The organism is Nocardia takedensis NBRC 100417, assembly GCF_000308695.1.
Classification (GTDB): Bacteria; Actinomycetota; Actinomycetes; order Mycobacteriales; family Mycobacteriaceae; genus Nocardia; species Nocardia takedensis.
Window position 1 is genome coordinate 1 of record NZ_BAGG01000073.1, and the last position, 23090, is coordinate 23090.

Annotated in this window: 15 protein-coding genes and 2 pseudogenes; 3 read left to right on the forward strand and 14 right to left on the reverse strand. The window is 71.6% G+C overall.

Features of this window, described 5'->3' with window-relative positions; all coding sequences use genetic code 11:
• A partial coding sequence (locus ON30_RS15595; protein WP_040707901.1) for an aminopeptidase P family N-terminal domain-containing protein occupies positions 1-427 on the reverse strand: 427 nt, incomplete at its 3' end.
• A gap of 109 nt (positions 428-536) precedes the next feature.
• Between ON30_RS15595 and ON30_RS15600 the strand changes: the two genes are divergently transcribed.
• On the forward strand, positions 537-1505 hold the full coding sequence (locus ON30_RS15600; protein WP_040707917.1) for a 5'-3' exonuclease: 969 nt from the start codon (positions 537-539) through the stop codon (positions 1503-1505).
• A gap of 82 nt (positions 1506-1587) precedes the next feature.
• On the opposite strand, the gene ON30_RS15605 is transcribed toward ON30_RS15600, so the two are convergent.
• Positions 1588-2289: a DUF4333 domain-containing protein gene (locus tag ON30_RS15605; RefSeq protein ID WP_040707918.1), complete on the reverse strand. Its 702-nt coding sequence runs from the start codon at positions 2287-2289 to the stop codon at positions 1588-1590.
• A 152-nt stretch (positions 2290-2441) separates the two neighbouring features.
• Positions 2442-5144 carry a DEAD/DEAH box helicase gene (locus tag ON30_RS15610; protein ID WP_040707903.1) on the reverse strand — a complete coding sequence of 901 codons (2703 nt, stop codon included), beginning with the start codon at positions 5142-5144 and terminating at the stop codon, positions 2442-2444.
• A gap of 197 nt (positions 5145-5341) precedes the next feature.
• On the opposite strand from ON30_RS15610, the gene ON30_RS41090 reads away from it, so the two are divergent.
• Together ON30_RS41090 and ON30_RS42055 are read left to right on the forward strand one after the other, a co-directional pair.
• Positions 5342-5638 carry a hypothetical protein gene (locus ON30_RS41090; RefSeq protein ID WP_245554066.1) on the forward strand — a complete coding sequence of 99 codons (297 nt, stop codon included), beginning with the start codon at positions 5342-5344 and terminating at the stop codon, positions 5636-5638.
• Positions 5635-5889 carry a hypothetical protein gene (locus ON30_RS42055; protein WP_040707905.1) on the forward strand — a complete coding sequence of 85 codons (255 nt, stop codon included), beginning with the start codon at positions 5635-5637 and terminating at the stop codon, positions 5887-5889. Before ON30_RS41090 ends, ON30_RS42055 begins: the two co-directional genes overlap by 4 nt.
• A 66-nt stretch (positions 5890-5955) precedes the next feature.
• Here ON30_RS42055 and ON30_RS15625 read toward each other — a convergent pair whose 3' ends face one another.
• The 11 genes and pseudogenes from ON30_RS15625 to ON30_RS15670 form a co-directional block, all read right to left on the reverse strand.
• On the reverse strand, positions 5956-7593 hold the full coding sequence (locus ON30_RS15625; protein ID WP_040707907.1) for a long-chain-fatty-acid--CoA ligase: 1638 nt from the start codon (positions 7591-7593) through the stop codon (positions 5956-5958).
• A 31-nt stretch (positions 7594-7624) separates the two neighbouring features.
• The gene (locus ON30_RS15630; RefSeq protein ID WP_040707909.1) at positions 7625-8902 is read right to left on the reverse strand and encodes a wax ester/triacylglycerol synthase domain-containing protein; all 1278 of its coding nucleotides are present in this window, start codon (positions 8900-8902) and stop codon (positions 7625-7627) included.
• Positions 8899-10047 (reverse strand): acyl-CoA dehydrogenase family protein, encoded by a 1149-nt coding sequence (locus ON30_RS15635; RefSeq protein ID WP_040707910.1) that lies wholly within the window; start codon positions 10045-10047, stop codon positions 8899-8901. The genes ON30_RS15630 and ON30_RS15635 overlap by 4 nt, the downstream gene beginning before the upstream one ends.
• Positions 10044-10556, reverse strand: coding sequence for an acyl carrier protein (locus tag ON30_RS42060; protein ID WP_306307388.1), 513 nt, complete (start codon positions 10554-10556; stop codon positions 10044-10046). The genes ON30_RS15635 and ON30_RS42060 overlap by 4 nt, the downstream gene beginning before the upstream one ends.
• A gap of 91 nt (positions 10557-10647) precedes the next feature.
• Positions 10648-11670, reverse strand: a pseudogene (locus tag ON30_RS15645) (lysine N(6)-hydroxylase/L-ornithine N(5)-oxygenase family protein); the annotation flags it as partial.
• A complete protein-coding gene (locus tag ON30_RS15650) occupies positions 11663-13201 on the reverse strand; it encodes a pyridoxal phosphate-dependent decarboxylase family protein (protein WP_040707912.1) in 1539 nt (512 codons plus the stop codon). The gene ON30_RS15650 and the pseudogene ON30_RS15645, both read right to left, overlap by 8 nt.
• 104 nt (positions 13202-13305) lie before the next feature.
• Positions 13306-14724 carry an amino acid adenylation domain-containing protein gene (locus ON30_RS15655; protein ID WP_040707913.1) on the reverse strand — a complete coding sequence of 473 codons (1419 nt, stop codon included), beginning with the start codon at positions 14722-14724 and terminating at the stop codon, positions 13306-13308.
• Entirely contained in the window at positions 14721-17060 is a 2340-nt protein-coding gene (locus ON30_RS15660) for a penicillin acylase family protein (protein WP_063719888.1), read from the reverse strand. Before ON30_RS15660 ends, ON30_RS15655 begins: the two co-directional genes overlap by 4 nt.
• Entirely contained in the window at positions 17057-18871 is a 1815-nt protein-coding gene (locus ON30_RS15665; RefSeq protein WP_245554067.1) for an IucA/IucC family protein, read from the reverse strand. Before ON30_RS15665 ends, ON30_RS15660 begins: the two co-directional genes overlap by 4 nt.
• A 12-nt stretch (positions 18872-18883) precedes the next feature.
• The gene (locus ON30_RS41095; RefSeq protein ID WP_245554069.1) at positions 18884-19447 is read right to left on the reverse strand and encodes a GNAT family N-acetyltransferase; all 564 of its coding nucleotides are present in this window, start codon (positions 19445-19447) and stop codon (positions 18884-18886) included.
• Positions 19448-19498: 51 nt separating this feature from the next.
• Positions 19499-22936 (reverse strand): annotated as a pseudogene (locus ON30_RS15670) (non-ribosomal peptide synthetase); the annotation flags it as partial.
• Between the last annotated feature and the right edge of the window lie 154 nt (positions 22937-23090).

Below are 23090 nucleotides of genomic sequence, written 5' to 3' on the forward strand. Positions count from 1 at the left end.
GCACCGGGGTGGCCGAGACGGGCAGTCCGCCGAAGAACTGGGCCAGCGGCACCAGGTGCAGGGCGGGCATGGCGTCGGCGACGGCCACCCGGGAACCGGCGTGCAACGCCGAGCGCATCAACTGGTACGGGTCGACGCCGTCGACCCAGTCCACGATCCGCAGGCCGAGTTCCCCGGCGGCCGAATCCGCGAGCGCGGCCAGTTCCAGTTTGGGGATGATCACCGTGGGGGTGGCCCCGTCGGCGGTGATGACCAGGCAGGTGAGCCTTTCGAAGGACTGCGCCGCCGAGCCGACGAGATAGCGAAGATCGGGGCCGGGGGTGATGAGCAGGGCATCGAGGTGGGCCGCCCGCATCTGTTCCACGGCCCGCTCGAGCCGCGCCCCGTACACATCCGCCGCGAACCTGGACTCCGTGTGCGAACTCATAGCACTCGACGTTACCCGGCCCGCGTACGCCACGAATCAGAACGATCGGTCTGTGATCGTGGCCCGGCGCGTCCCGATCCTGTCGGCGCGCGGGGGTAGCCTCTGGCCCGTGACCCCCGCGACTTCCGGTGCGCCCCTGCTGCTGCTCGACGGCGCGAGCCTGTGGTTTCGCGCCTTCTACGCCATCCCGGACAAGCTCACCGCCGCCGACGGCCGCTCGGTCAACGCGCTGCGCGGATTCGTCGACATGGTCGCCTCGCTGATCACCAAGCACTCCCCCGGCAGGCTCGTGGTGTGCCTGGATCTGGACTGGCGGCCGCGATACCGGGTCGATCTGGTGCCCACCTACAAGGCCCACCGCCTCGACACCGCCGCCGACGCCCCCGACGGCGCGGAGGAGGTGCCCGACCGGCTGACGCCGCAGGTCGAGATGATCCTCGAGGTCCTGGCCGCGGCGGGCATCGCCACCGGCGGGGCCGAAGGGCTCGAGGCCGACGACGTGCTCGGCACGCTGGCCACCCGGGAACGCACCGACCCGGTGATCGTCGTCAGCGGCGACCGCGACCTGCTGCAACTGGTCCGCGACGAACCCGCCCCGCCGGTCCGGGTCCTCTACGCCGGGCGCGGACTGGCCAAGGCCGAACTGTTCGGTCCCGCCGAGGTCGCGGCGAAATACGGTGTGCCGGTGGCGAACGCGGGTCGCGGCTACGCCGATCTGGCCACCCTGCGCGGCGACGCCTCCGACGGCCTGCCCGGTGTCGCGGGCATCGGGGAGAAATCCGCGTCCACCCTGATCTCACGCTTCGGCTCGCTGGAGGCGCTGGTCGCCGCGGTGGAGGATCCCGCCGCCGATCTCGCGGCCGGGGTGCGCGCGAAACTGCGTGCCGCGCAGGACTATCTGAAGGCCGCCGCACCGGTGGTGCGGGTGGTGTGCGACGCCGAGGTGGCGATGTCGAAGCCCGACACCCTGCCCCACACGCCCGCCGATCCGGACCGACTCGGCGAACTCGCCGTCGCCTACAACGCCGAGAGTCCGGTCACCCGTTTGATCGCGGCACTGGCGAGCACCGCGCGATAACCCCCGGACCCGACGGGATCACCCGGAGACGACGGAGGCCGGGCGGTCCGTACGAACCCACCCGGCCTCGAAGGCGAGACGATCAGCTGGGACGGCCGACCTCGTAGGTGCCGTTCTCGTTGGTGATCTTGATATTGACCTTCTTCTGCTCACCGCTGACCTTCAGGGTGCACTCGAAAGTCGCGTCCACCTTGACCTCCTGGCCGGCCGGGCAGGAGACGTCGGCGACGTCCTGGATGCCGTAGGAGTCGGTGAGCACCTTCTTCACGCCGTCCTGCACCGCGGCCTGATCGAGCTTGTCCTTGGAGGTCAGCACGACGACCAGCGCGACGACCGCGCCGATGACCACGACGGCGAGCAGGCCCAGGCCGATGAACAGGCCCTTGCCCTTGCCGCCGCCCGACGGCGGCACCGGCTGCGCGGGCCGGTTCTGACCCCACTGGTTGGGCTGCTGCCCCCACTGCTGCTGGGGCTGCTGGTTCCAATCCTGGGGCTGCTGGGGCTGCTGGCCCCACTGCGGCTGGGACTGACCCCACTGCTGCTGGGGCTGCGCGCCGGTCTGGGGCTGACCCCACTGCTGCTGCGGCTGACCGCCGGTCTGGGGCTGCTGCTGGCCCCACTGCGGCTGGGACTGGCCCCACTGCTGCGTCGGCTGCGCCTGAGCGGGATTCTGGCCGCCCCACTGTTGCGTGGGCTGCGCGCCACCGGGCTGCTGCGCACCCCACACTTGGGTGGGATCGTTGCGTCCCTCCCCGGAATCGTTCGGTCCGTACGGGCCGCTCATCTGCTTGCCTCCACTCGCATCGTTACTCACACGGTAGCCCCCCGACGGCGACTCGTCGCACTGCCCGCCCCGCCTCTCGGCTCCGGCTCGCGCCGCGTGCGACTCCTCCGCCACGGTCGGTACGCGAAGAAATCAAATCACACGTGAATCGCCTACGCGGCGTCCACCGCAACGACACCCCGCCGGATGGCGCGCACGGCTTTGGCCGCCGTCGCGGCCACCTCGACGTCGTCGGCGGTGCCGTGGATCTGATCGAGCAGGTCGATGACCTGCCTGCACCAGCGCACGAAGTCGCCCGCCGACAGCGGCGACCCGTGATCGCCGCTGGCCAGCAACGACTCCGCCAGCCCGTCGCCCTTGGCCCACTTGTGAACCCCGGCGACGAAGCCCATGTCGGGTTCGCGGGTGGGGGTGAGCTTGTGACGCGCCTCGTCGGCGCGCAACTGGCTCCACAGCCCGAGCGTCGCGCCGACCGCGCGGCGGATCGGCTCGGTGGGGCCCGCCGCGCCGAGAAGACCGCCCTCCTGGCGCGATTCGTAGACCAGCGTGGAGACGACCGCGGCGAGTTCGGCCGGGCCCAGGCCGCGCCACAGACCCTGGCGCAGGCATTCGGCCACCAGCAGATCGCATTCGGCGTAGACGCGGGCCAGCCGCCGCCCGTCGGCCGTCACCTCGCCGTCGCGCACGAAACCGCGCTCCTCGAGCAGACCCAGGATGCGGTCGAAGGTGCGGGCCAGCGAATTGGTGGTGGCGGCGACCTTCTGCCGCATCGCCTCGGTCTCGCGCAGCAGTCGGTTGTAGCGTTCGCCGATCCGGCTCATCTGCTCGCGATCGGGGCGGTGGTGAGCGGGATGGGACCGCAGGCTGCGACGCAGCGTCGACAGTTCGCGGTCGTCGGCGGCGGTGGAGCGCCGGTCGCGACGGCGGCCGGGGGCGGAGATGCCGGTGTCGCGCAGGGCCGAGGCCAGATCGCGCCGGGTGCGCGCGGTGCGGTGGTCGACCCGGCGCGGCAGGCGCATCCGGCCCAGCGCCTCGGCGGGCACCGGGAAGTCGGCGACCGAGACGCGGCCCGCCCACTTGTCCTCGGTGAGCACCAGCGGACGCGGATCGCCGGGGGTCGCGTCCGGTTCCAGGATGACGGCCAGCCCCGCGCGGCGACCTGACGGGATCGCGACCACGTCGCCGCGGCGCAGCGCGGTCAGCGCGGTGACGGCCGCACCACGCCGGTCGGTGCGGCTCTGCTGTTCGAGCTGACGTTCGCGCTGTTTGATCCGCTCGCGCAGCGAGATGTACTCCAGGAAGCCGCCTTCGGCGTCGCCGAGTTGGCCGCGCAGTTTGCGCAACTGGAGTTCGTTGCGCTCGATGCCGCGCACCAACCCGACCACCGAGCGGTCGGCCTGGAACTGGGCGAAGGACCGTTCCAGCAGCGCGCGCGATTCGCGGGCTCCCATCCGGTCGACGAGGTTGATCGACATGTTGTAGCCCGGCTTGAAGGAACTGCGCAGCGGGTAGGTGCGGGTGGAGGCCAGGCCCGCGACCGCGCTGGTGTCGACCTCGGGCTGCCACAGCACCACGGCGTGGCCCTCGACGTCGATGCCGCGCCGCCCGGCCCGGCCGGTGAGCTGGGTGTATTCGCCCGGGGTGAGTTCGGCGTGTGCTTCGCCGTTGAATTTGACCAGGCGTTCGAGCACGACCGTGCGCGCGGGCATGTTGATGCCCAGCGCCAGGGTCTCGGTGGCGAAGACCGCGCGCACCAAACCGTGCACGAACAGTTCCTCGACGGTGTGCCGGAACGCGGGGAGCATGCCGGCGTGGTGGGCGGCCAGACCGCGGTGCAGCGCCTCGCGCCATTCCCAGTAGCCGAGCACTTCCAGATCGCCCTTGGGCAGGTCGCCGGTGTGCCGGTCGATGATCGCATCGATCCGCTCGGCCTCCTCGGGCCTGCTCAGATCCAGCCGCGAGCGCAGGCACTGGGCCAGCGCGCCGTCGCAGCCCGCGCGGCTGAAGATGAAGGTGATCGCGGGCAGCAGCCCTTCTTCGTCCAGTTTCGCCAGCACCTCGGGGCGCGGCAGCGGGCGGAAATCGCGTCGGGGGCCGCCGCGGCCGCGCGGGCCGCCACCGCTCCAGCCGTTCATCCGGTCGGCGGCCTCGCGCTGCTTGATGTAGCGGACCAGATCCTCGTCCACGAGCACCTTCTGCTCGCTGGAATCGCTGTCGAACAGGTCGAACATGCGCCTGCCGACCATGACGTGCTGCCACAGCGGCACCGGCCTGGTCTCGTCGACCACCACGGTGGTGTCGCCGCGCACGGTCTCCATCCACGCGCCGAATTCCTCGGCGTTGCTGACCGTGGCCGAGAGGCTGACCAGGCGAACCTCGGCGGGCAGGTGCAGGATGACCTCCTCCCACACCGCGCCGCGGAACCTGTCGGCCAAGTAGTGCACCTCGTCCATGACCACGTGCGAGAGCCCGCGCAGCGCGTCGGAGGACGCGTAGAGCATGTTGCGCAGGACCTCGGTGGTCATGACCACGACCGGGGCGTCGGGGTTGATCGACTGGTCGCCGGTGAGCAGACCGACGTTCTCGCGCCCGTGACGTTCGGTGAGGTCGGCGAACTTCTGGTTCGACAGCGCCTTGATCGGCGTGGTGTAGAAGCATTTCGACCCGGCCGCCAGGGCGAGGTGGACCGCGAATTCGCCGACGACGGTCTTGCCCGCGCCCGTGGGGGCGCAGACCAGCACCCCGTGCCCGTCCTCGAGCGCCGCACAGGCCGCGTGCTGGAAGGGGTCGAGGGAGAAGCTCAGCGCTGCCGAGAAGACGGCCAGCTCGCCTGTTCGCGACCGGTGCTCTGTCACGAACCGAGCGTATCGGAGGACTCCGACACCGGTCGCCTCGATTTCTCGCCGGCCGCCCGGCGGCGATCCGCGGCGAGACCGAGGTTCCGGTCCGACCCCGCGCGGGCACGACACCGCGTACCTCGGTAGGGCTGTTCGCGGCGAGTTCGACGCCGGCCGGGCAGAAGATCGCGGCGGCGCTGCGTTCCGGTGACGCGGTGTTCGCGGTCTTCGGCGCGGTGATCTTCTTCGTGTGCTTCTATGTCCCGCTGCACCGGCAGTTCGAGCGCGGCGGCGGCGACTACGCGCAGTTCCTGACGCCGATCATCCTGTTGCAGGCGGGGTTGTTCACCGCGATCAGCGCGACGGAGAACGCGGGGCAGGACGCGCGCGAAGGCGTGCACGAGCGGATGATGTCGCTGCCGATCCCCCGGGTGGCGTTGACCGCCGCGCTGCTGTGGGCGGCGGGAACAGCGGCGATCCTCGCCGCGGGACGGGCACAGGTGAGCCGATGAGTACCGTCACCGAGACCTCGACCTGGGCGGACCGCCGGGCGGTCGCGCTACCGCGGCAGTCGCTGGTGCACGCGGCGGCGCCGCTGCGTTCGTGGTCGCGCGATCCCGGCATCGGCGCGGTGCGCGGGCTGACCGAGGGCGGTGCGGTGGCGGCGCCGCTGCTGACCACGCCGGCCTGGACCGTCGGGTTGATCGCGGTCTTCGGCCCGATCGCGGTGCGCGGTTATCGCAGGGCGGCCGAACAGCGCTGACCCTTCGAAAGATTATCGGCCGGTGACCCGCTCGGGGTCACCGGCCGATCGCCGTCACGGGGTGGTTCAGCTCGGGATGAGACTCGCCGCCGAGGAGCGGCGCAGCTTGCCCGACGGGGTCTTGGGCAAGGCCCCCTTCTGCACGACGGTGACCACGGCGGGCGCGATGCCGACCTCGTCGAAGACCGCGCGGGCGATCTCCTTGCGGATCCGTTCGGCCTGTTCGGCGTCCTCGACCGCGTCGGATTCGGCGATGACCGCGATCCCCTCGCGGGCCATGGACGGCAGTCTGATCGCCAGCGCGGCCACGCTGCCGGGCCGCACGCCCGCGACCACCGAGGCCGCGCGCTCGACCGTCACCGGGGAGATGTTGCGGCCCGCGACGATGATGACGTCCTTCTTGCGTCCGGTGACCACGGCCTCGCCGGATTCGGTGAGATAGCCCAGATCGCCGGTGTCCAACCAGCCTTCGGCGTCCACGGCGGCCGACCACCCGTCGGGGCCGAGGTAGCGGGTGGTCACGGCCTCACCGCGGACCAGGATGCCGCCGATCCGATCGGCGGGCAGGGACTGTCCGCTCTCGTCCACGACCCTCATCTCGATTCCCGGCACCGGGACGCCGAGTCGGACCAGGGTGCGCGCCCGCTCGGTCGCGCCGCGGCGGACCACGCCTTCGCGTTCGGCGGCCTCGGCGTCGACCTCGTCCACCGTGTACCGCCGCTCGCGCGCGGTGAACGAGACCGCCAGGGTGGTCTCGGCCATGCCGTAGGCGGGCATCAGCACCTCGGGAGCCCACCCGAAACGCGCGGCCTCGCCGTTGAATTCCTCGAGCGTGGCCAGGTCGACGACCTCCGCGCCGTTGACCGCGACCCGCATGGTGGACAGGTCGTAGGCGCCCTCGGCGGCCCGCTTGAGCCTGCGCGCCAGCACCGAGTAGGCGAAATTGGGCGCGGCGGTGAAGGTTCCGCCGAACTTCGTGATCAGCTCGGCCCACAGCAGCGGGCTCCTGAGGAAGGCCGGCGGGGTGGTGATCACCGCGGTCGCCTGCGCGAACATCGGCGCCATGAGCATGCCGATCATGCCCATGTCGTGATAGAGCGGCAGCCAGCTGACCACGACCTCGCCCGGTCCGAATCCGGCCGCCTCGACCATTGCCCGCTGGTTGCGGTGCAGATTGCGGTAGGTGATCGCGACCGCCTTGGGCACACCGGTGGTCCCCGAGGTCAGTTGCAGGACGGCGATGTCGTCCTCCTCGGTCGGGACCGGCCGCGCCGCTTCGGTTTCGGCGAGCAGGTCGGCCAGCACGACGACCGGGGCGCCGAGGTCGAGTTCGCGCACGATGTCGGCGAACGGCGCGGCCACGGCGACCACGCGCGCGTCCAGCATCCGCACCACCGCGCGGGTGTCGGCGAGCCAGACCTCCAGATCGGTGCGCGGGGTGGGCTGGTGCAGCATCGTGAACGCCGCCCCGCGCACCCAGCCCGCCTGCACCAGCACCGCGACATCGGCCGCGCCGCCGGCCAGGACGGCGATGGAATCACCGTGCCCGACACCGGCTTTCGCCAGGCCGTTGGCCACCCGGCGGGCCGTCGCGCCCAGGTCCGACCAGGACAGGAACTCGAGGGCGGCCGGGTCCTCGCCGCTGTACAGACCGGTGGTCTCGGAACGCGGCTGCTCGAACAGCCCTTCGGAGATTCTGCTCATCGCGGGGCTCTCGCTTTCTGTGTCGTCGCGCTCATCCGGCCGCGACCTGTTCGGCGGCGGCCTCGCGCAGCACCCGGTCGAAGTTCTCGACGAAGGCGTCGGCGTAGCCGGGCAGCGCGGACGGGTCGGCTACCACGCCGAAGGAGGTCCGGTTGCCCAGGATCAGGCAGGTCACCGAGAACGAGTAGCCGACCAGCGGGGACAGCGGCGTCAGCGCGGCGATCCGGCGGCCCAGCACCGCGCGCACCCGGGAGAAGCCGGGGTTGATGCCGATGTGGATGTCGGGGCTCATCCGGCCCATCGAGGCGTTGGCGACCACCCGTTGCAGCGCCCACGGCGCTCTGGGTCCGTTGTCGGCGGCGGCCAGCGCCAGTTGGGGGCGGCGCTGATCGATGACGGCGAGTTCGGCACGGGCCCCGGCGATCTGGGCGCTCAGGTCACCCTCGTCGCCACGCAGGTTGAGCAGCGCGACCAACACCGCGTTGCCGGTGTGCCGGAAGTTCTCGTCGTGGGTCACCGGCAGCGTCACCCGCAGCACCTCGGCGGGCGCGGTCTGGGTTTCGGGCCGTGCGGTGCTCAGGGTGCGGCCGATCGCGGCGAGCACGAATTCGTGCACGCTCGCCCCGTGCTTCTTGGCGGTGCGACGCAGGTCCCTGGTCGCGACGCTGTGCAGAGCGACCTCGCGTTCACCCGATTTGGTCAGCGCGGGCCAGGTGCGCCCGGTCTTGCCGACGTTCCACTGATCGGCGAAGGCGGCCTTGGCCTGCTTCAGCTCCTCGGGCTCGATCGCGGGGATGTGGAAACGCGGACTGGTCGCGAAACGCTCGAATTCCGCCAGATCCTCGGCCGATCCGTCGGCGACCAGCGCGGCGAAGGCCGCGCCCGCGATCCCGTCGGAGGCCGCGTGGTGCACCCGCAGCAGCAGGTACTGCGCGCCGTCGCCGCGCGGGGTGAACAGGGTGAGGTGCCACAGCGGGTTCGGCCGCGGCAGCGCGGTCTCCTGCAAGGCGGCCATCCGCCGGTACAGGTCGGCGGTGTCGGTGTAGTCCTGCGCGCCCACGTGCGCCTCGACGTCGACGGTCTCGGCCAGCACCACCCGCGGCCGACGCCAACCGCCCTCGGCCACGCCGAGGCGGAAGATGTCGAACAGGCCCGCGCGTTCGCGCACCCGCTCGCGGACCTCGGCCAGACCCAGATGCGGTCCGTCGGCGGTCAGTTCGAGGACCATCGCCCAGTGCATCGGGCTGGTCTTGGTGTCCAGCAGCAGATACGTCAGGTCGGGCGGGGCGAGTTCGGTCGTGTCGGTCATGCTCCACCGCTCTTGTTCGCGTAGATCTTCTCGTAACGTCGCTGGTCGGGCTTCATCGCCGCGGCCACCAACTCCCACAGCACTTCGTCGGCGCCGCCGCCGACCCTGGCCAGTTTCATGTCGCGCCACCAGCGGCCGATCGGGGTCTCGGTCTCGAGATAGCCCGCGCCGCCCCAGATGTGCAGGCATTCCGAGGCGACCTCTTCGCCGAGGTTGGCGGAGCTGACCTTGAGCGCGGCGGCGGTGCGCAGGTTGATCTTCCCTTCGGCGGCGACGCCCGCCAGCGCGTAGCGCAGCAGGTCCACCCGCGACTGGAGATCGGCCACCCGCAGGCGCAGCGCCTGGTGGTCGTAGAGTCGCTTGCCGAACTGGGTCCGGTCGATCATGCGGGCCAGGGTGACCCCGAGCATCACCTCGCAGGCCGCGGCGATCTGCCCGGCCACCGAATACCGTTCGTGGGCCAGACCCCAACTGATGACGGCCAACCCGGTTCCGGGCCGGGCGATCAGCGCTTCCTCGGGCACCCAGGTGTCCAGCGTGACCGGCGCGGTGTCCAGCGGGCCCGCGCCCAATTTCTCGTAGGGCGTGCCGATCTCGGCCTGCGCGGTCGGCACCGCGATCAGCGCGACGTTGCCGTGCTCGCCCGACGCGCCGCCCGCGCTGCGGCCGACGACGAAGATGTAGTCGGCGATCGGCGAGAGCGAGACGAACTTCTTGTGGCCGAGGACCCGGTAGCCGCCGTCCTCCGGTTCGATGCGGGTGCCGACGTTCTGCAGATCCGAACCGCCGGATTCCTCCGAGGCCGCGATGCACAGCACCTTGTCGGTGGCGATGGCCTGATCGGCCAGGCCGCGCTGGAAGTCGTTGCGCGCGAAGCGCCGCAGGATCGCGATGGCCGAATCGTGCAGGCTGACACCGACGCCGATGCCCGCCGAGTTCAGTGCGCCCAGGCGGCCCGCGAGCGCGAAGTGCATTCCGAGATCGGTGAGCTTGCGATCCTCCCACTTGCGCGCGAACACGCCCGCCGTGCCGAGGTGTTCGAGCAGTGTGCGCGGGAACCGCTTGCTCTGCTCGGCCTCCTCGGTCCAGTCGACGACCTGGTCGTCGAAGGCCGTGGCGAGCAGCTCGTCGTAGGACTGCGTCACCGGGCCACCGCGCTCGCCTTCGACCGGATCAGATCCTCGAGTTCGCCCACCGAGGAGGTCTGCGACATCTCCCGTTCGGTCAGGGCGACGCCGAGGCGCTCCTCGATGGCCACGACGCCGATCGCGAAGGCGACCGAGTCGAGGCCGAGGTCCTCGATGAGCAGGGATTCGCGGGTCACCTCGCCCATCGGCAGGTCGAGGTCTTCTTCCAGGATGCTGCGCAGGGTGTCGCCGAGTTGGTCGGACATGGGTCTCTCCTTGGTGCGAAAAGGGCTGGGGTCAGGGGGTGTTCGGGAGGTCGAGCACGTCGTCCTCGGTGACGCCGAAGCTGGTGAAGGCCGTGTGCCGGGGCAGCCGGTAGACCTCGCGGCCCAGCACCCGGTTGAGGATCTTGGCGTTGCGCACCGCGCCGATGTCGAGGTTGGGCGCGGAGACGCCGATCGCGTGCGCTTCGGCGTTGGCCACGAACAGCCTGCCCGCCAGCGCGTCGTCGGCGGCCACGGCGTGATCGGCCTGCACGATCAGCCTGCCGCGTCCGTCGCGGTGCAGCCGATCGGCGACCGGCGCAAGGAAATCCGGGCGGCGCGGCCGGTAGCCGGTGGCCGCGACGACCAGGTCGGCGGCGTGCGAGAGGGCCGTGCCGGTGTCGAGGTGACGAGCGCGGATGCGCAACCGCCCGTCCGGCAGTGCGTCGAGCCCTTCGACCGCGACGCCTTGGCGCAGTTGCACCGGTTGCGCCTTCTCCAGCAGTTGCCGCCGGTAGAGCAGATCGTGTACGCGCGCGAGGGTTTCGGTGGAGATGCCCTTGTGGAACTGCCAGTGGCCTTCGCGGACCCGGTCGCGGGTCTGCTCGGGCAGGCCGTGGAAATAGTCCATGTAGGCCGGGGTGGTCATCTCCAGCGACAGTTTCGTGAAGTCCAGCGGCGCGAACCACGGCGTGCGGGTCCACCAGCGGACCGCGGGTCCGCCGCGCAGGTTCGCCTCGAGCAGGTCGAGGAAGATCTCCGCACCGGACTGGCCCGAGCCGATCACCGTCACCGCGCCCGCGGCGTGCGCGCTGTCCTGGTGGTGCAGGTAGGCCGAACTGTGCACCAGCGCCGCGGAATCGGTCGCCAGTTCGCGCGGCAGCGCCGGTTCGGTGCCGATGCCGACCACGACGTGGCGCGCGCGGATCCGCGAGGTCGCGCCGTCGGCGGTGACGGTGACCTCGAACAGCGCGTCGTCCTCGTTCCAGGCGACCTGCTCGACGGTGGTCCCGAAGCGCAGCGAATCCAGGCGGTCGACCACCCAGCGCAGATAGGACTCGTATTCGCGGCGGGTCGGGAAGAAGTCCTCGCGCACCAGGAACGGGTAGAGGCGGTCCACGTCGGCCAAGTAGGCCAGGAACGACAGCGGATGGGTCGGATCGACCAGCGACACCAGATCGGACAGGAAACTGACCTGGAGTTTGGCCTCGTCGAACATCAGGCCCGGATGCCAGCGGAACTCCGCGCCGGAGTCGACCACCAGGACCTCGGCGTCGGCGACCGTGTCGGCCATCGCGGCGAGTCCGAGATTGAACGGGCCGCAGCCGACCGCCAGGATGTCGACGGTCTCGGGTTCGGTCACAGTGGTCTCACTCATGGGCCCGCACCGTTTCCGCGCTCGCCTCGAGCGCTTCGGACTCCACTTCCAGGGCGACGGCGAGCAGGTCGTCGAACAGCGCGTCGATGTCGCGTTGGGCCGATTCGGGGTTGAGCAGGGTCAGCTTCAGGCAGGTGCGCGGTTCGCCCGCACCGCCCACCCGCACCTGGGTGCGCCCGATCAGGGCCTTGCCGGAGCTGATCAGCCGACGGCGCACCTCGGCGTTGACCTGGTCGAGGTCCAGATCCTCGCAGCGGTAACGGAACACGACCGTGGTCAGCGTGACCGGGGCGACGAGTTCGAGTTGCGGTTCGGCGCCGATGCGCTCCTCGGCGTAGCGGGCCAACTCGTGGCAGGCGTCGAGCATCCGCCCGAGACCGGTGCGGCCGTAGGCCAGGAAGGTCGCGGCGACCTTGAGCACGTCGGGGCGACGGGTAGTCTGCAACGTCTGGCCCAGCAGGCCGCCGTAGCCCGCCTCGACGTCGTCGTCGGGGTTGAGATAGGCCACCGAGCGGTTCAGCGAGGCGAAGCGCTGCTCGTCGGAGAGCAGCATGACGCTGGCCGCGGCGGGCTGCCAACCGACCTTGTGCAGGTCCAGGGTGACCGAATCCGCGCGCTCGATGCCGTGGAGCAGGCCCGCGAGGGTGTCGGAGAACAGCGAGCCGAAGCCGTAGGCGGCGTCGACGTGCAGCCACACGCCGTAGCGGGCGGCGATCTCGGCGATCTCGGGCAGCGGGTCGATGCTGCCGAAGTCGGTGGTGCCCGCGGTCGCGACGATCGCGATCGGCGTGGCCTCGGCGTCCAGGCCGGCCAGCGCCGCTTCCAGCGCCGCCGGGATCATCCGGTGGTCGGCGTCGACCTCGATCGGCACGGTCGCGGCCTCGCCGAGACCCAGTGCGGCGCAGGCGCGGTGGATGGAGAAGTGCGCGACCCGCGAGCAGAACACCACCGGGCGGCGCAGCGCGCGCACGCCGTCCTGGCGGATGTCGATGCCGCGCTGGGCCGCGCCGTAGTCCCGGGCGACCAGCAGGGCGAGCAGGTTGGAGTAGGACCCGCCGGGCCCGAAGACCCCGCCCGCGGAATCGGGCAGGCCGGCCAGCTTCGCCAAGGCGCGGATGGTCCACTTCTCGATGGCCAGGGTCGCCGGGCCGGAGTCGTAGGTGTCCAGCGAGGCGTTGGTGGCGCTGGCCAGCGCGTCGGCGGCCACGGCCACCGTCAGCGGCGGCGGCTGTAGGTGCGCCGCGCACAGCTTGTGCGTCAGGTCCAGGCCGTAGCGGGCGATCAACTCGGCCAGGTGGTTCAAGGCCGCGGCTTCGCCGACCCCGCCCTCCGGGACGCGTTCGGGGCCCAGCGCCGAGGCGACGGCGGCGAGCATCTCGGCGGGCTCGCCGGAGGGCAGCGGGAACCGGTGGTGGTGTCGCTCGACCGCGGCGGCGACCTGCGCGAGACCGGCGCCGACCTCCGACCAGCCCGCGCCCGGATCGGCGAACTTCGACGGTCTCCCCCACGGAATTACAGATTCAAGTGCCACGAAAGCCCCATAACGCTCAGAACATCGGATGAAGTAGGTGTGCGCACTGCCGCGCACCACGGATTTCGGGAGGAGCGGAGTGTCCGCTCGGTAGCCGCCCTCGGCTACGCGCCCTCCGGTTCGCCGACCGCCGCGACCAGCGCGCGCACCTCGTCGTCCAGCGCCGCGGGCGTCCGCTCGACCAGCGCGATCAGCAGTCGGGCTGCGCGCTCGGCGCGTTCCGCTGTCACGACGCCGATCTGGTGGTCGACCTCGAGGTGCACCGTGTCCTCGGCGCCGAGTTCGAAGGCGAAGGTCAACGGGTAGTTGCCGATGCCGTGGAAGACCGACTCGCAGGTCACCCGCGCGCCGTCCGGGATCGGGATGCCGCGCAGCGGCGCGTTGCGCACCGAGGCCAAGATCTCGGCGACCGGGAAGCGCCCGCCCGCCCCGCGCAGGGCGGTCAGCAGCGTCCCGTAGTCGATCGAGGAGAACTCCATGGCCGCGTACACCGCGGCCACCGCCGCCCGCAGCGTCTCGCGGACACTCGCGCTCGGATCGAGGGCGAAACGCATCGGGACGATGTTGCCGCTGTAGCCGACCCGGGCCGGGTCCGCGCCGGGGCGGCGGTTGTCGACCGGGACGAGCAGGACGTGGTCGGTCGCGCCGGTCAGCGCGTGCACGCCCAGGGCGGTCAGCGCGATGTAGAGCGCGTTCGGGGTCGCGCCGATCTCGCGCGCGAGGATCTCCGCGCCGGCCACGGCGGCCGGGTCGAGCGGCAATTCCAGGCGGGCGCCGGGGGTTTCGTCCATCGGGGCCAGCCAGCTCGCCGCGGCGTCGATCTCCGGCAGCGCGCCGGAGAGCGGGAACCGGACGTCCTCGGCGGCCCAGGTGGCCCGCGCGTGCCGCAGCGCGCGCTCGACGTCGGCGATCGGGCGATCGGCCGGTGCGGCCGCGGCGGGCCACGATCCGGAGACCAGGGTGCCCAGCAGCGGCGGCCACGAGGTGTCGTCCACGGCGAGGTGGTGCACGACCAGGATCAGCGTGACCCCGCCGTCCGCGTTCGCCGACAGCCGCGCCCGCACCGGCGGTTCCTCGGTCAGGCGGAACGGCGCGGTGGCGAACACCCGGGCGATCTCGGCGACGTCGGTTCCGGTGTGGGCCGGGATCGCACCCCACTCCCGGACGCGGTCGGGCTCCACCCAGCGACCGGTCAAGTCGACGGGTTCGCGGTGCGGGACCCCCTCGGCGTCCACGACGACCACCGAGGCCAGCACCGCCGCGCCCGCGACCATCCGCTCGAAAGCGGCGGCCACCTTCTCGACGGTGTAGGAGCCGTCGAATCCGAGGATCAGGGCGATGTTGTGCGACACCGAATCCCGGTCGAAGTCGTAGATCTTCCACATCCGGCGTTCGGCGATGCCGAATTCGCCCGCGTCGGTGGGGATCTCGGCCCGGACGGGAGCGGCGGCGCCGTCGGCCAGACCCGCGGCGGCCAGTCGCCGCCGCAGCAGTTCCAGCCGGTCGTCGGTCAGCAGGTTCATGATTCTCCCAGCGTCGAGCCGTGGATGGACGGGGTGCGGGTCGGATCGACCGGGCGGTAGCCGTCGGCGACGCGCTCGTAGCGTTGGTGTTCGGTCGCCCGCGCGCGCACCTCGGCCCAGTCGGCGCGCACCTCGATCAGTTCGCCGCGCGCCCACAGCGGGGCCTGATCCTGGAAATGGGCGGCGGCCGGATCGCCGCTGACGCCCAACGGCACAATCCAGCGACTGGCGTCGCGGTCGGCCAGATCCCAGACGTAGCGGGCCGCCGATCCCACGCTGCACGCGTGCGCGAAGCCGATCGCGCTGCCGTTGGCCAGGACGCATTCGGCGTCGCCGCCCAGCGGCAGACGCGCGGGCCGCACCCGGGCCGACAGGTCGAGGTGTTTCGGCGTCGCGCCCATCAGGTCCATCCCGTGGATGGGGGCGAGCACGTGCGCGCTGCCCCAGGTGGGGACGGTCCCGAGGCCGGCGAGATGTTCGGCGAGGTGTTCCAGGGCGGTCACCAGCAGCGCGGGCACGTCGACGCCGAGGGCGGGCGCGCGGGTGAGCACCGCGTCCAGGGCCGCGCCGATCCTGGTCCCCGCCACGAACCACGGATCGAACATGCGCGGGAAGCCGTGCGGCGCGGCGAGTCCGGCCAGGGCTTCGTGCCGGCTCAGTCCGACCACCAGACGCGAGCGCAACTCGGCGAAGACGTAGGCGTCGACACTGTCGGCGGCCATGTTCCGGTCCCAGTCGAGCACCCGGCGGCGCACCGCCTCGGCGGGCTCGCTCAGTCCTTCGACGCCGCGCAGCAGGTCCTGCACGGCCGCGGCCTGATCCAGGCGGACGTCGCCGTGGATGCGTTCGCAGTCGTCCGCGGTGACCGCGCCCGCTTCCTCGAGCAGCGCCCCGATACGGTCCGCCCGGAACAGCGGAACGCATTCGGTGGTCACCGGTTGCAGCGGAAGCGACTGCGGGATGCGCTGATTGGCGATCACCGAGAACTCGGGCACGGCGGCGTCGAAGTCGGTGTCGAGCACCGAAGGCGTGCGGTACCCGCGCCACTGGTAGCGCTCGTCCCAGCCCGGGACGGGCAGCCAGTAGTTCTCCGGCGCGCGCAGCGGCATCCGGCCGACGACGTGGTGGGTGAGCTCGCCGTGCACGTCGGCGATCACGATCCGGTTGGCCGGTTCCACCCACTCCCCCAGCGCCCGTTCGACATCGGCGACCTCGCGGGCGAACAGCAGGTCCAGCGCGGCGTCGAAGTGCGCGTCGGGATCGCTGAGCATCGGGGTGCGCAGGCTCAGCGCGAACGGGGCTTCCGGACCGCCGAAGACCACCGAGCCGTTCGGGGTGTCCAGGATCTCGAGTTCGACCGGGTCGGCGTCGCGCACCAGGACGGTCTCGGTCCGGCGCTCGGCGACGCGCGTGCCGTGCGCGGTCTCGACGAGCACCTGGTCGCCGGAGCGGGTCAGCCGCTCGAGGTAGAGGTCCTGGTAGTCGCCCATGGCGTTGGTGATGCCCCAGGCGACTGGACCGGCGTGGCAGAAGTGCGGTACGCCCGGCACGCCCGCGAAGGCGAACCCGACGACGTCGAATTCCGGTGCGCTCAGGTGGAACTGCTGGTAGATGCCCGGCAGTTCGAGGAAGCGGTGCGGGTCGCCCGCGATCAGCGGCGCGCCGTTCGCGCTGCGCGCGGCGGCCACACCCCACGCGTTGCTGCCGGAGATGGCGTCGCCGAAGGACCCGCCGCCGCCTGGTTCGCCGACGCGCGCCTCCGGGCACAGGGCCGCCAACTCGGCCAGGAAGTCCGCGTCCGGGCGGGCGGGCACGGTCGGCTCGTCCGGTGCGACGCCTTCGCAGTCGAACAGCGCGAAGGCCGCCTCGCCCAGCGACCGGCAGGCGTGCAGCCGCCACAGTTTGGTGGTGAAGCGGCCGAACAGGATGTGGTGCACCAGGAAGACCGCGATCGGCGTCCACGGCCGCCACGGCGCGGGACGGTGGTCGAATTCGGTCAGTTCGGGCGCGGCGGCGGGCTCCAGCGTGCTGGTGACCCCGGCCGCGTAGGCGCCGAGCAGGGCGCGCGTCCGCTCGGAGGACGCCTCGTAGAGGCGGCGCGCGGCGCGGTCCATGCCCGAGCGGCGGGCGAATTCGTCCCAGCCGACGCCGTCGCGGCCGAAGACCTCGGCGGTGCGGCCCTCGGCGCGCAACCGCAGGAACTCCAGTTGCCAGGCGCGGTCCAGGCCGCAGGCCCGTCCCTGACCGAACAGGGCGGCCTCGGCCGAGTCGGCGGCGATGTGCGGGATGCCCCACGCGTCGCGCACGATCTCCAGGGCGGGGGTCGGCGCGCTCATCGCAGGGCCACCGCGGCGCGCGGGCGCTCGAGCGCGGGTCGGTGCACCGCGATCGGGTTGACCAGGTGGTGATCGGCGTCGACCAGGGTCGAATAGGAGTCGCCGAGGTTGACCATGCGGCGGTTGTTCGACACCTGCAACCGGTTCATGTGGATGGCCGGGAAGGTCGGCGCGAACAGATCCCAGCGACGGAAGCGTTCCTCGAGGTCGGGGTGGCGGTCCTGGTAGTCGACGACGCTCTCGGCGACCACGGCCCAGAAGGATTCGTCGGTGAGCAGGCCGCGCCCGTGCAGCAGGGCCGCCAGATGACGCAGGAAATCGTCGAACACGTCCGAGAGCACGCCCATGTTGCGGATCTCGTCCCCGGATTCGGCCAGCGCGCGGCGGCAGGCGTCCGGGATGTCGGCGGGATCGCCGAAGATCGACACCTCTTCGCCGATGTCCTTGAGCACCGCGCGGACCGGCGTGCCCGAGTCGAGCACCAGGATCAGGTTCTCCCCGTGCGGGCTGAACTTGAACTCGTAGCGGTAGAGCAGGTGCACGATCGGATGCAGGTAGGCCCGCAGGTAGCGGGTCAGCCACTCGCGCACCGGAAGTCCCGAGGTCGCGATGAACGCCTCGACCAGCGGCACGCCCGCGTGGTCGACGTGCAGCAGCGCGGCCATCGTGGTCAGCTGCTCGTGTTCGCGCACCAACGGCACGGGGCTCTCGCGCCACAGCGCGGACAGCAGTTTGCGGTACTCCGAGCCGGGTTTGGTGATCGCGGTGTAAGCGCTGTCGCGGTAGCCGATCGCGGCGGTCTCGTAGATCATCTCGAACCCGAGTTCGCGCAGGTACTCGTCACCGGCGACGCGAGCGCGGATGTAGTCGTTGATCAGCGGGGTGGTGCGCATGTAGTCCGCCGACATCCCGCGCGTGAAGCCCATGTTCACGATCGAGAGCGCGAGTTTGACGTAGTGGCGTTCGGGCCGGGTGGTGTTGAACAGCGTCCGGATCGACTGCTGGGGCTGGTACTGGTCCGGTCCTTCACCGACCGGGACGATCGCCTGTTCGGCCAGGTCGACGGCGTAGATCCGGGCGACCTTCACCCGCCACTGCCACGGGTGCACCGGCATGTAGTAGTAGTCGGCCGGGTCGAGTCCGCGCTCGACGAGCACCGCGGCGAAGCGTTCCAGCGTCGCCTCGCCGAGTTCGGCGCGCACCAGGCTCTCGTAGTCGACGCCGGACACGGCCGCGAATTCGCAGCGCGCGCGCAACACCGCCAGCCAGGTCAGCGCGAAACGGCGACCGGTCTCGGGGGCGTAGTTCTCCACGTCGTCCGCGCTGAAACCCAGTCGGCCCGCGTTGGCGACGATGCAGGGGTGCCCCTCGGTCATCGTCCGCTCGATGGTCTGGAAATCCGCGGCGGCCAGATCGGCGGCCGCGATGCGACGCGCGTCGGGCCGGTCCGCGCTGATCGCCAGCGTGTTGACGAACTCCTCGAGGTATTCCGGCAGCGCCTCGGGGGCGATGCCCAGGCTGTCGCCCAGGTCGACGACCAGTGCCACCGGGTCCAGGCGCAGGTCCGCGCCGTCGCGCACCCGGCGGATCGAGGACTCCTCGATGTGCCAGCTGTCCAGCGCCAACACCTCGGCGCGGAAACGGTATTCGGTCGCGCCGTCGCCGGAACGCACGACGTAGGCGCCCGGGGTCAGCTCGACCGGGCGGACGAACCGTTCGTGACAGAACTCGGTCAGGATCTTCCTGACGATTCTGGTGTGGTAGATCTGCCGGTAGGACGAGCCTGCGTCGCGATCATCGGGTCTGCTCAACACTCTGCTCTCTCAGATCTCGGAACGCCGGTCGTCGGGATCGCCGAGACGGCGGCCGCCGTCGGTCACCCGGAGGAACTCGGCGCGGGTGCAATAGCTCAGCCGTGCGATCTTGTCGGCCACGGGATAGTCGCCCGCGACGCGGAATCCGACGGCGGCGTTGAGTCGCTGCACGTCGAGGTTGCGCACGTCCGGTTCGACCACGACGCGGTCCGCGCCGATCTCGAAGAACGCGGTCCGCATGATGTGCAGCATCACGGCGCCGGTGAATCCGGGCAGTCGGCGTTCGCTGCCGGCGACCAGCAGGTGCATGCCGACATCGCCCGCGACGTGGGTGTATCCGGTGCCGGGCTGGGCCAGATCGCCCACCGCCGGGTTGTACAGCTCGAACAGGAACTGCGGGTCGTCCTGGAAGTAGCCCAGGCGCAGGCCGTAGCGGGGGTCGCCGCCGACGGTGGCGGCGTGCCGGATCAGGTCCTCGACCTCGGCCGGGGTGCTGTTCAGCATGCCCCAGTAGGCGGCCTTGGGGTCGGTCAGCCAGCCGTGCACCAGCGCCGTGTCACGGGCGATCTCCATCGGCCGTGAGCGCAGGTCGTAGCCGGGAGCCGTTCCCGTGCGGTCGATCTCGGCGCTCACCTGGTCCTCCGACAGGTTCGCGACCTCCAGGAAGACGCCGGCGACCCGCTCGACCCGCTCGCCCTCCAACGCCGTCAGGCGTTCGGCCAAGCCCGCGAGGGTGCGGTGCAGGAAGAGCTCGGCCACGGTGAGCCCCGGGGTGTCCAGCCACCGGCGGACCTGCGCCACGAACGCCGTGGCCAGCACGGAATCGCCGCCCAGGGCCAGGAATTCGTCGGTGACGCCGATCGGGCGGATCGGCAGGATGTGTTCCAGGACGGTGACCAGCGCCGATTCCACCGGGGTGCGCGGCGCGACGGAGGCGGCGCGGTCCTCGGGCACGGCCAGCGCGCGGACGCGGGCGCGGTCGTATTTCCCGTTGGCGGTCAACGGCAGTTCGGCCAGGACCGCGACGGTGCGCGGGATCATGTGCGGCGGCAACACGCGCGCCAGGTCGGCGCGCAGACGTTCGCCCGCGTCGGCATCCGCCGCCGCGACGGCGGCGCGCAGTTCGCGGCCGTCCGACCACGCCACCGCCGCGCTCACGCCCGCCAGGCCGAGCAGACCCGCCTCGACCTCGCCGAGTTCGACGCGGTAGCCGCGGATCTTGACCAGGTGGTCCGCGCGCCCGAGGAAGTCCAGGAAGCCGCCGGGCAGGTAGCGCACCACGTCGCCGGTGCGGTACCAGCGCTGGTTCTCGTGGGTGACGAAGCGGTCGGCGGTGCGGTCGGGATCGCCGCGGTAGCCGTCGGCCACGCCCGCGCCGCCGATCCACAGTTCACCGGGCACCAGGTCGGGACGGTCGCGGCCGACGCTGTCGACCACCCGGCAGCGCACACCGTCGAGCGGGACGCCGTAGGGGACGAAGCGCGCGCCCGCGGGCACGTCGGGGGCCTCGCACACCGTGGAGTGGATGGCGGTCTCGGTGGTGCCGCCCAGTCCGGCGACCCGGCAGTGCGGCGACTGCGCGGCGACCCGGGTCAGCAGCGATACGTCGACCTTGTCGCCGCCCATGATGATCACCCGCAGCGCGGGGGGCACCTCGACCAGGTCCAGGATCATGCCCAGGATCGACGGGACGCAGTTCAGCACGGTCACCGCGCGCTCACGCAGCAGTGCCGCCCAGGTGTCGACCCTGGTGTCGGCGTCGTCGTCGGGAACGACGACCGCGCCGCCCACGGCGAGCAGGCCGAAGACGTCGAACACCGACAGGTCGAACTCCAGCGAGGACACCATCAGGCTGCGATCGGCCGGGCCGAGATCGTAGCGGCAGGTGAGATCGGTGAGGGTGGCCACGGCCGCGCGGTGCGGCACCTGCACGCCCTTGGGCAGACCGGTGGACCCGGAGGTGAACAGGACGTAGGCCAGATCGTCGGTGGACACCGGGGCCGGGTCGACCGGTGGCGCGTCGAGCGCGGCGGCGAGGTCGACCACCCGGTCGGCCGCGTCCGGCCACGCGTCGGCTCGATCGGTGAGGATCGCGGCGGGCGCGGCCACCGACGCGATCCGCTCGCGGCGCGCCTTCGGCTGGGTCGGGGCCAGCGGCACGTACACCGCGCCCGCGGTGAGCACGCCGATCGCGGCCAGCACCTGCTCGCCGCCCTTGGGCAGGTCGACGATCACGGTGTCGCCGGGGCGCACCCCGCGTTCGCGCAGCGCGCCCGCGACGCGGCGGGCCCGCTCGGCGACCTCGGTGTGCGACCAGGTCCGCCGCGCGCCGATGATCGCGGGCGCGTCGCCGCGCTCGGCGGCCGCGGCGAGGAACCGGCCGTGCAGGGTGCCGTCGAAGAACTCGGTCGCGGGCAGCGGCCGTTCCACCGCCAGGCGTTCGGCGCGCACCCGCTCGGCGACCGGGTCCGGGGCGGGGCGGTCCCACTCACCCGCGATGAGCAGGTCCAGCAGGTGCACGTAGTAGTCGAACATCGCGCGCGCGGTGCCGGGTTCGAGGTCGGAGGCCCGCACGTCCCAGTTGAGCAGCAGACTGCCCGCCAGTTCGGTGACCTGCGCGTCCAACAGGACCTGCGGCCCCTGCGAGACGATCCACGACGGCTGCCCCAGCACGTCGGTCACCGCGGGGGTGAACAGTTCGCCGAGGCCGAGCGCGCTGGTGAACACCACCGGCGACACCACCGGCTCACCGCGTTCGCGGCTCAGTTCGCGCAGCACGTCCAGACCGCCGAAACTGCCGTGCGCGGCGGCTTCGTGCATCGAGATCCGCAGTGCCTCGGCGCGTTCGGTCAGGGTCCGCGATTCGGTGAGGTCGACGGCCACGACGATCGAGGAGGTGAAATCACCGACCACCCGATCCACGTCGGGGTGCACCGGATCGCGGTCGAACAGCGGCACGGTCAGCAGGAAGCGCGGTACGGCGGAGTACGCGCCGACGGCCTCGGCGAACACCGCGGCCACCGCGGCCGCCGGGGTGACCCCGCGACGGTGGGCGTGCTCTTCCAGGCGCGCCCGGTCGGCGGCGTCGATGGCGTGGTGCAGGCGCACGGTCGCGGGCTCGACAGCACCCCGCGTCGCGGCCTCGACCAGCGGGAGTTCCGGCGCGCCGGGCAGATCCGCGATCCGCTCCCGCCACCAGGCGATGTCCTCGGGCCGGGCGCCGCGCCCGGTGCGCGCCGCCGACAGCGCGGGGAAGCTCACGCCCAGCGGGGGCAGTGTCTCGCCGCGGTAGAGCCGCGCGAGATCGTCGACCAGGACGCGGTAGCTCATGGCGTCGGCGGCGATCATGTCGACGTCGAGGTGCACGCGCGCGCCGCCGTCGGGCAGCAGCGTCACCTCCGCGCGCAGGACCGCGCCGTCCTCGATCGGCAGCGCGCGGTGGGTGCCCTCGCGACGCAGGCGTTCCAGGGTGGCCGCCGCCTGTTCCGGGGTGCACGCGCGCAGGTCGTGCACGGCGATGGCCTCCGGATGCGGGGAGCCCACGAGTTGGGTGCCGTCGGGCAGCACCCGCACGCGCAGCATGGGGTGCCGCTCCAGCAGGGCGGTCACCGCGGCGCGGAAGCGGTCGGGATCGACTCGCGCGCCGTCGAATTCGATGTAGAGATGGGCGGCGACGCCGCCGAAGGCGTGACTGGCGGAGCGGCCGATCCAGTAGGCGTGCTGCATCGGCGCGAGCGGGAAGGCCGTGTCGAGGTCGAAAGGGACGGCGAAATCGGTTGCGGGCGTGTCGTTCCGCTCGGCCCGACCGCTCTCCTCGGCGGAGTCGGCGTGCAGCAGCGCGTGCCAGGCCCGCAGGGTCGGTGCGGCCGAGAGGCGGGCGAAATCGATGTCGAAGCCGCGTTTGCGCCACTGTCCGGCCAGACGCATCATCCGGAGCGAGTCGAGCCCCTGGGTGATCAGATCGTCGTCGGGACCGAGATCTTCCAGCGAGAGCCCCAGCGCCTTACCGACTTCCGCGCGGACATTCACATCCGTACTCGCCTCCGGACGAGTAACCACCATCAGAACGCCTCTCGCATATCGGACAAATCGACCATTAGCCCAGCCTAATAAATTAGGGTAAGCTAACCGCGTCGAGCATAACCGACAGCAACACGAAAACAAGACGGATGCGATGTGACGAACACCGCCGCGAACCTCGGAGGACATCGCCGGA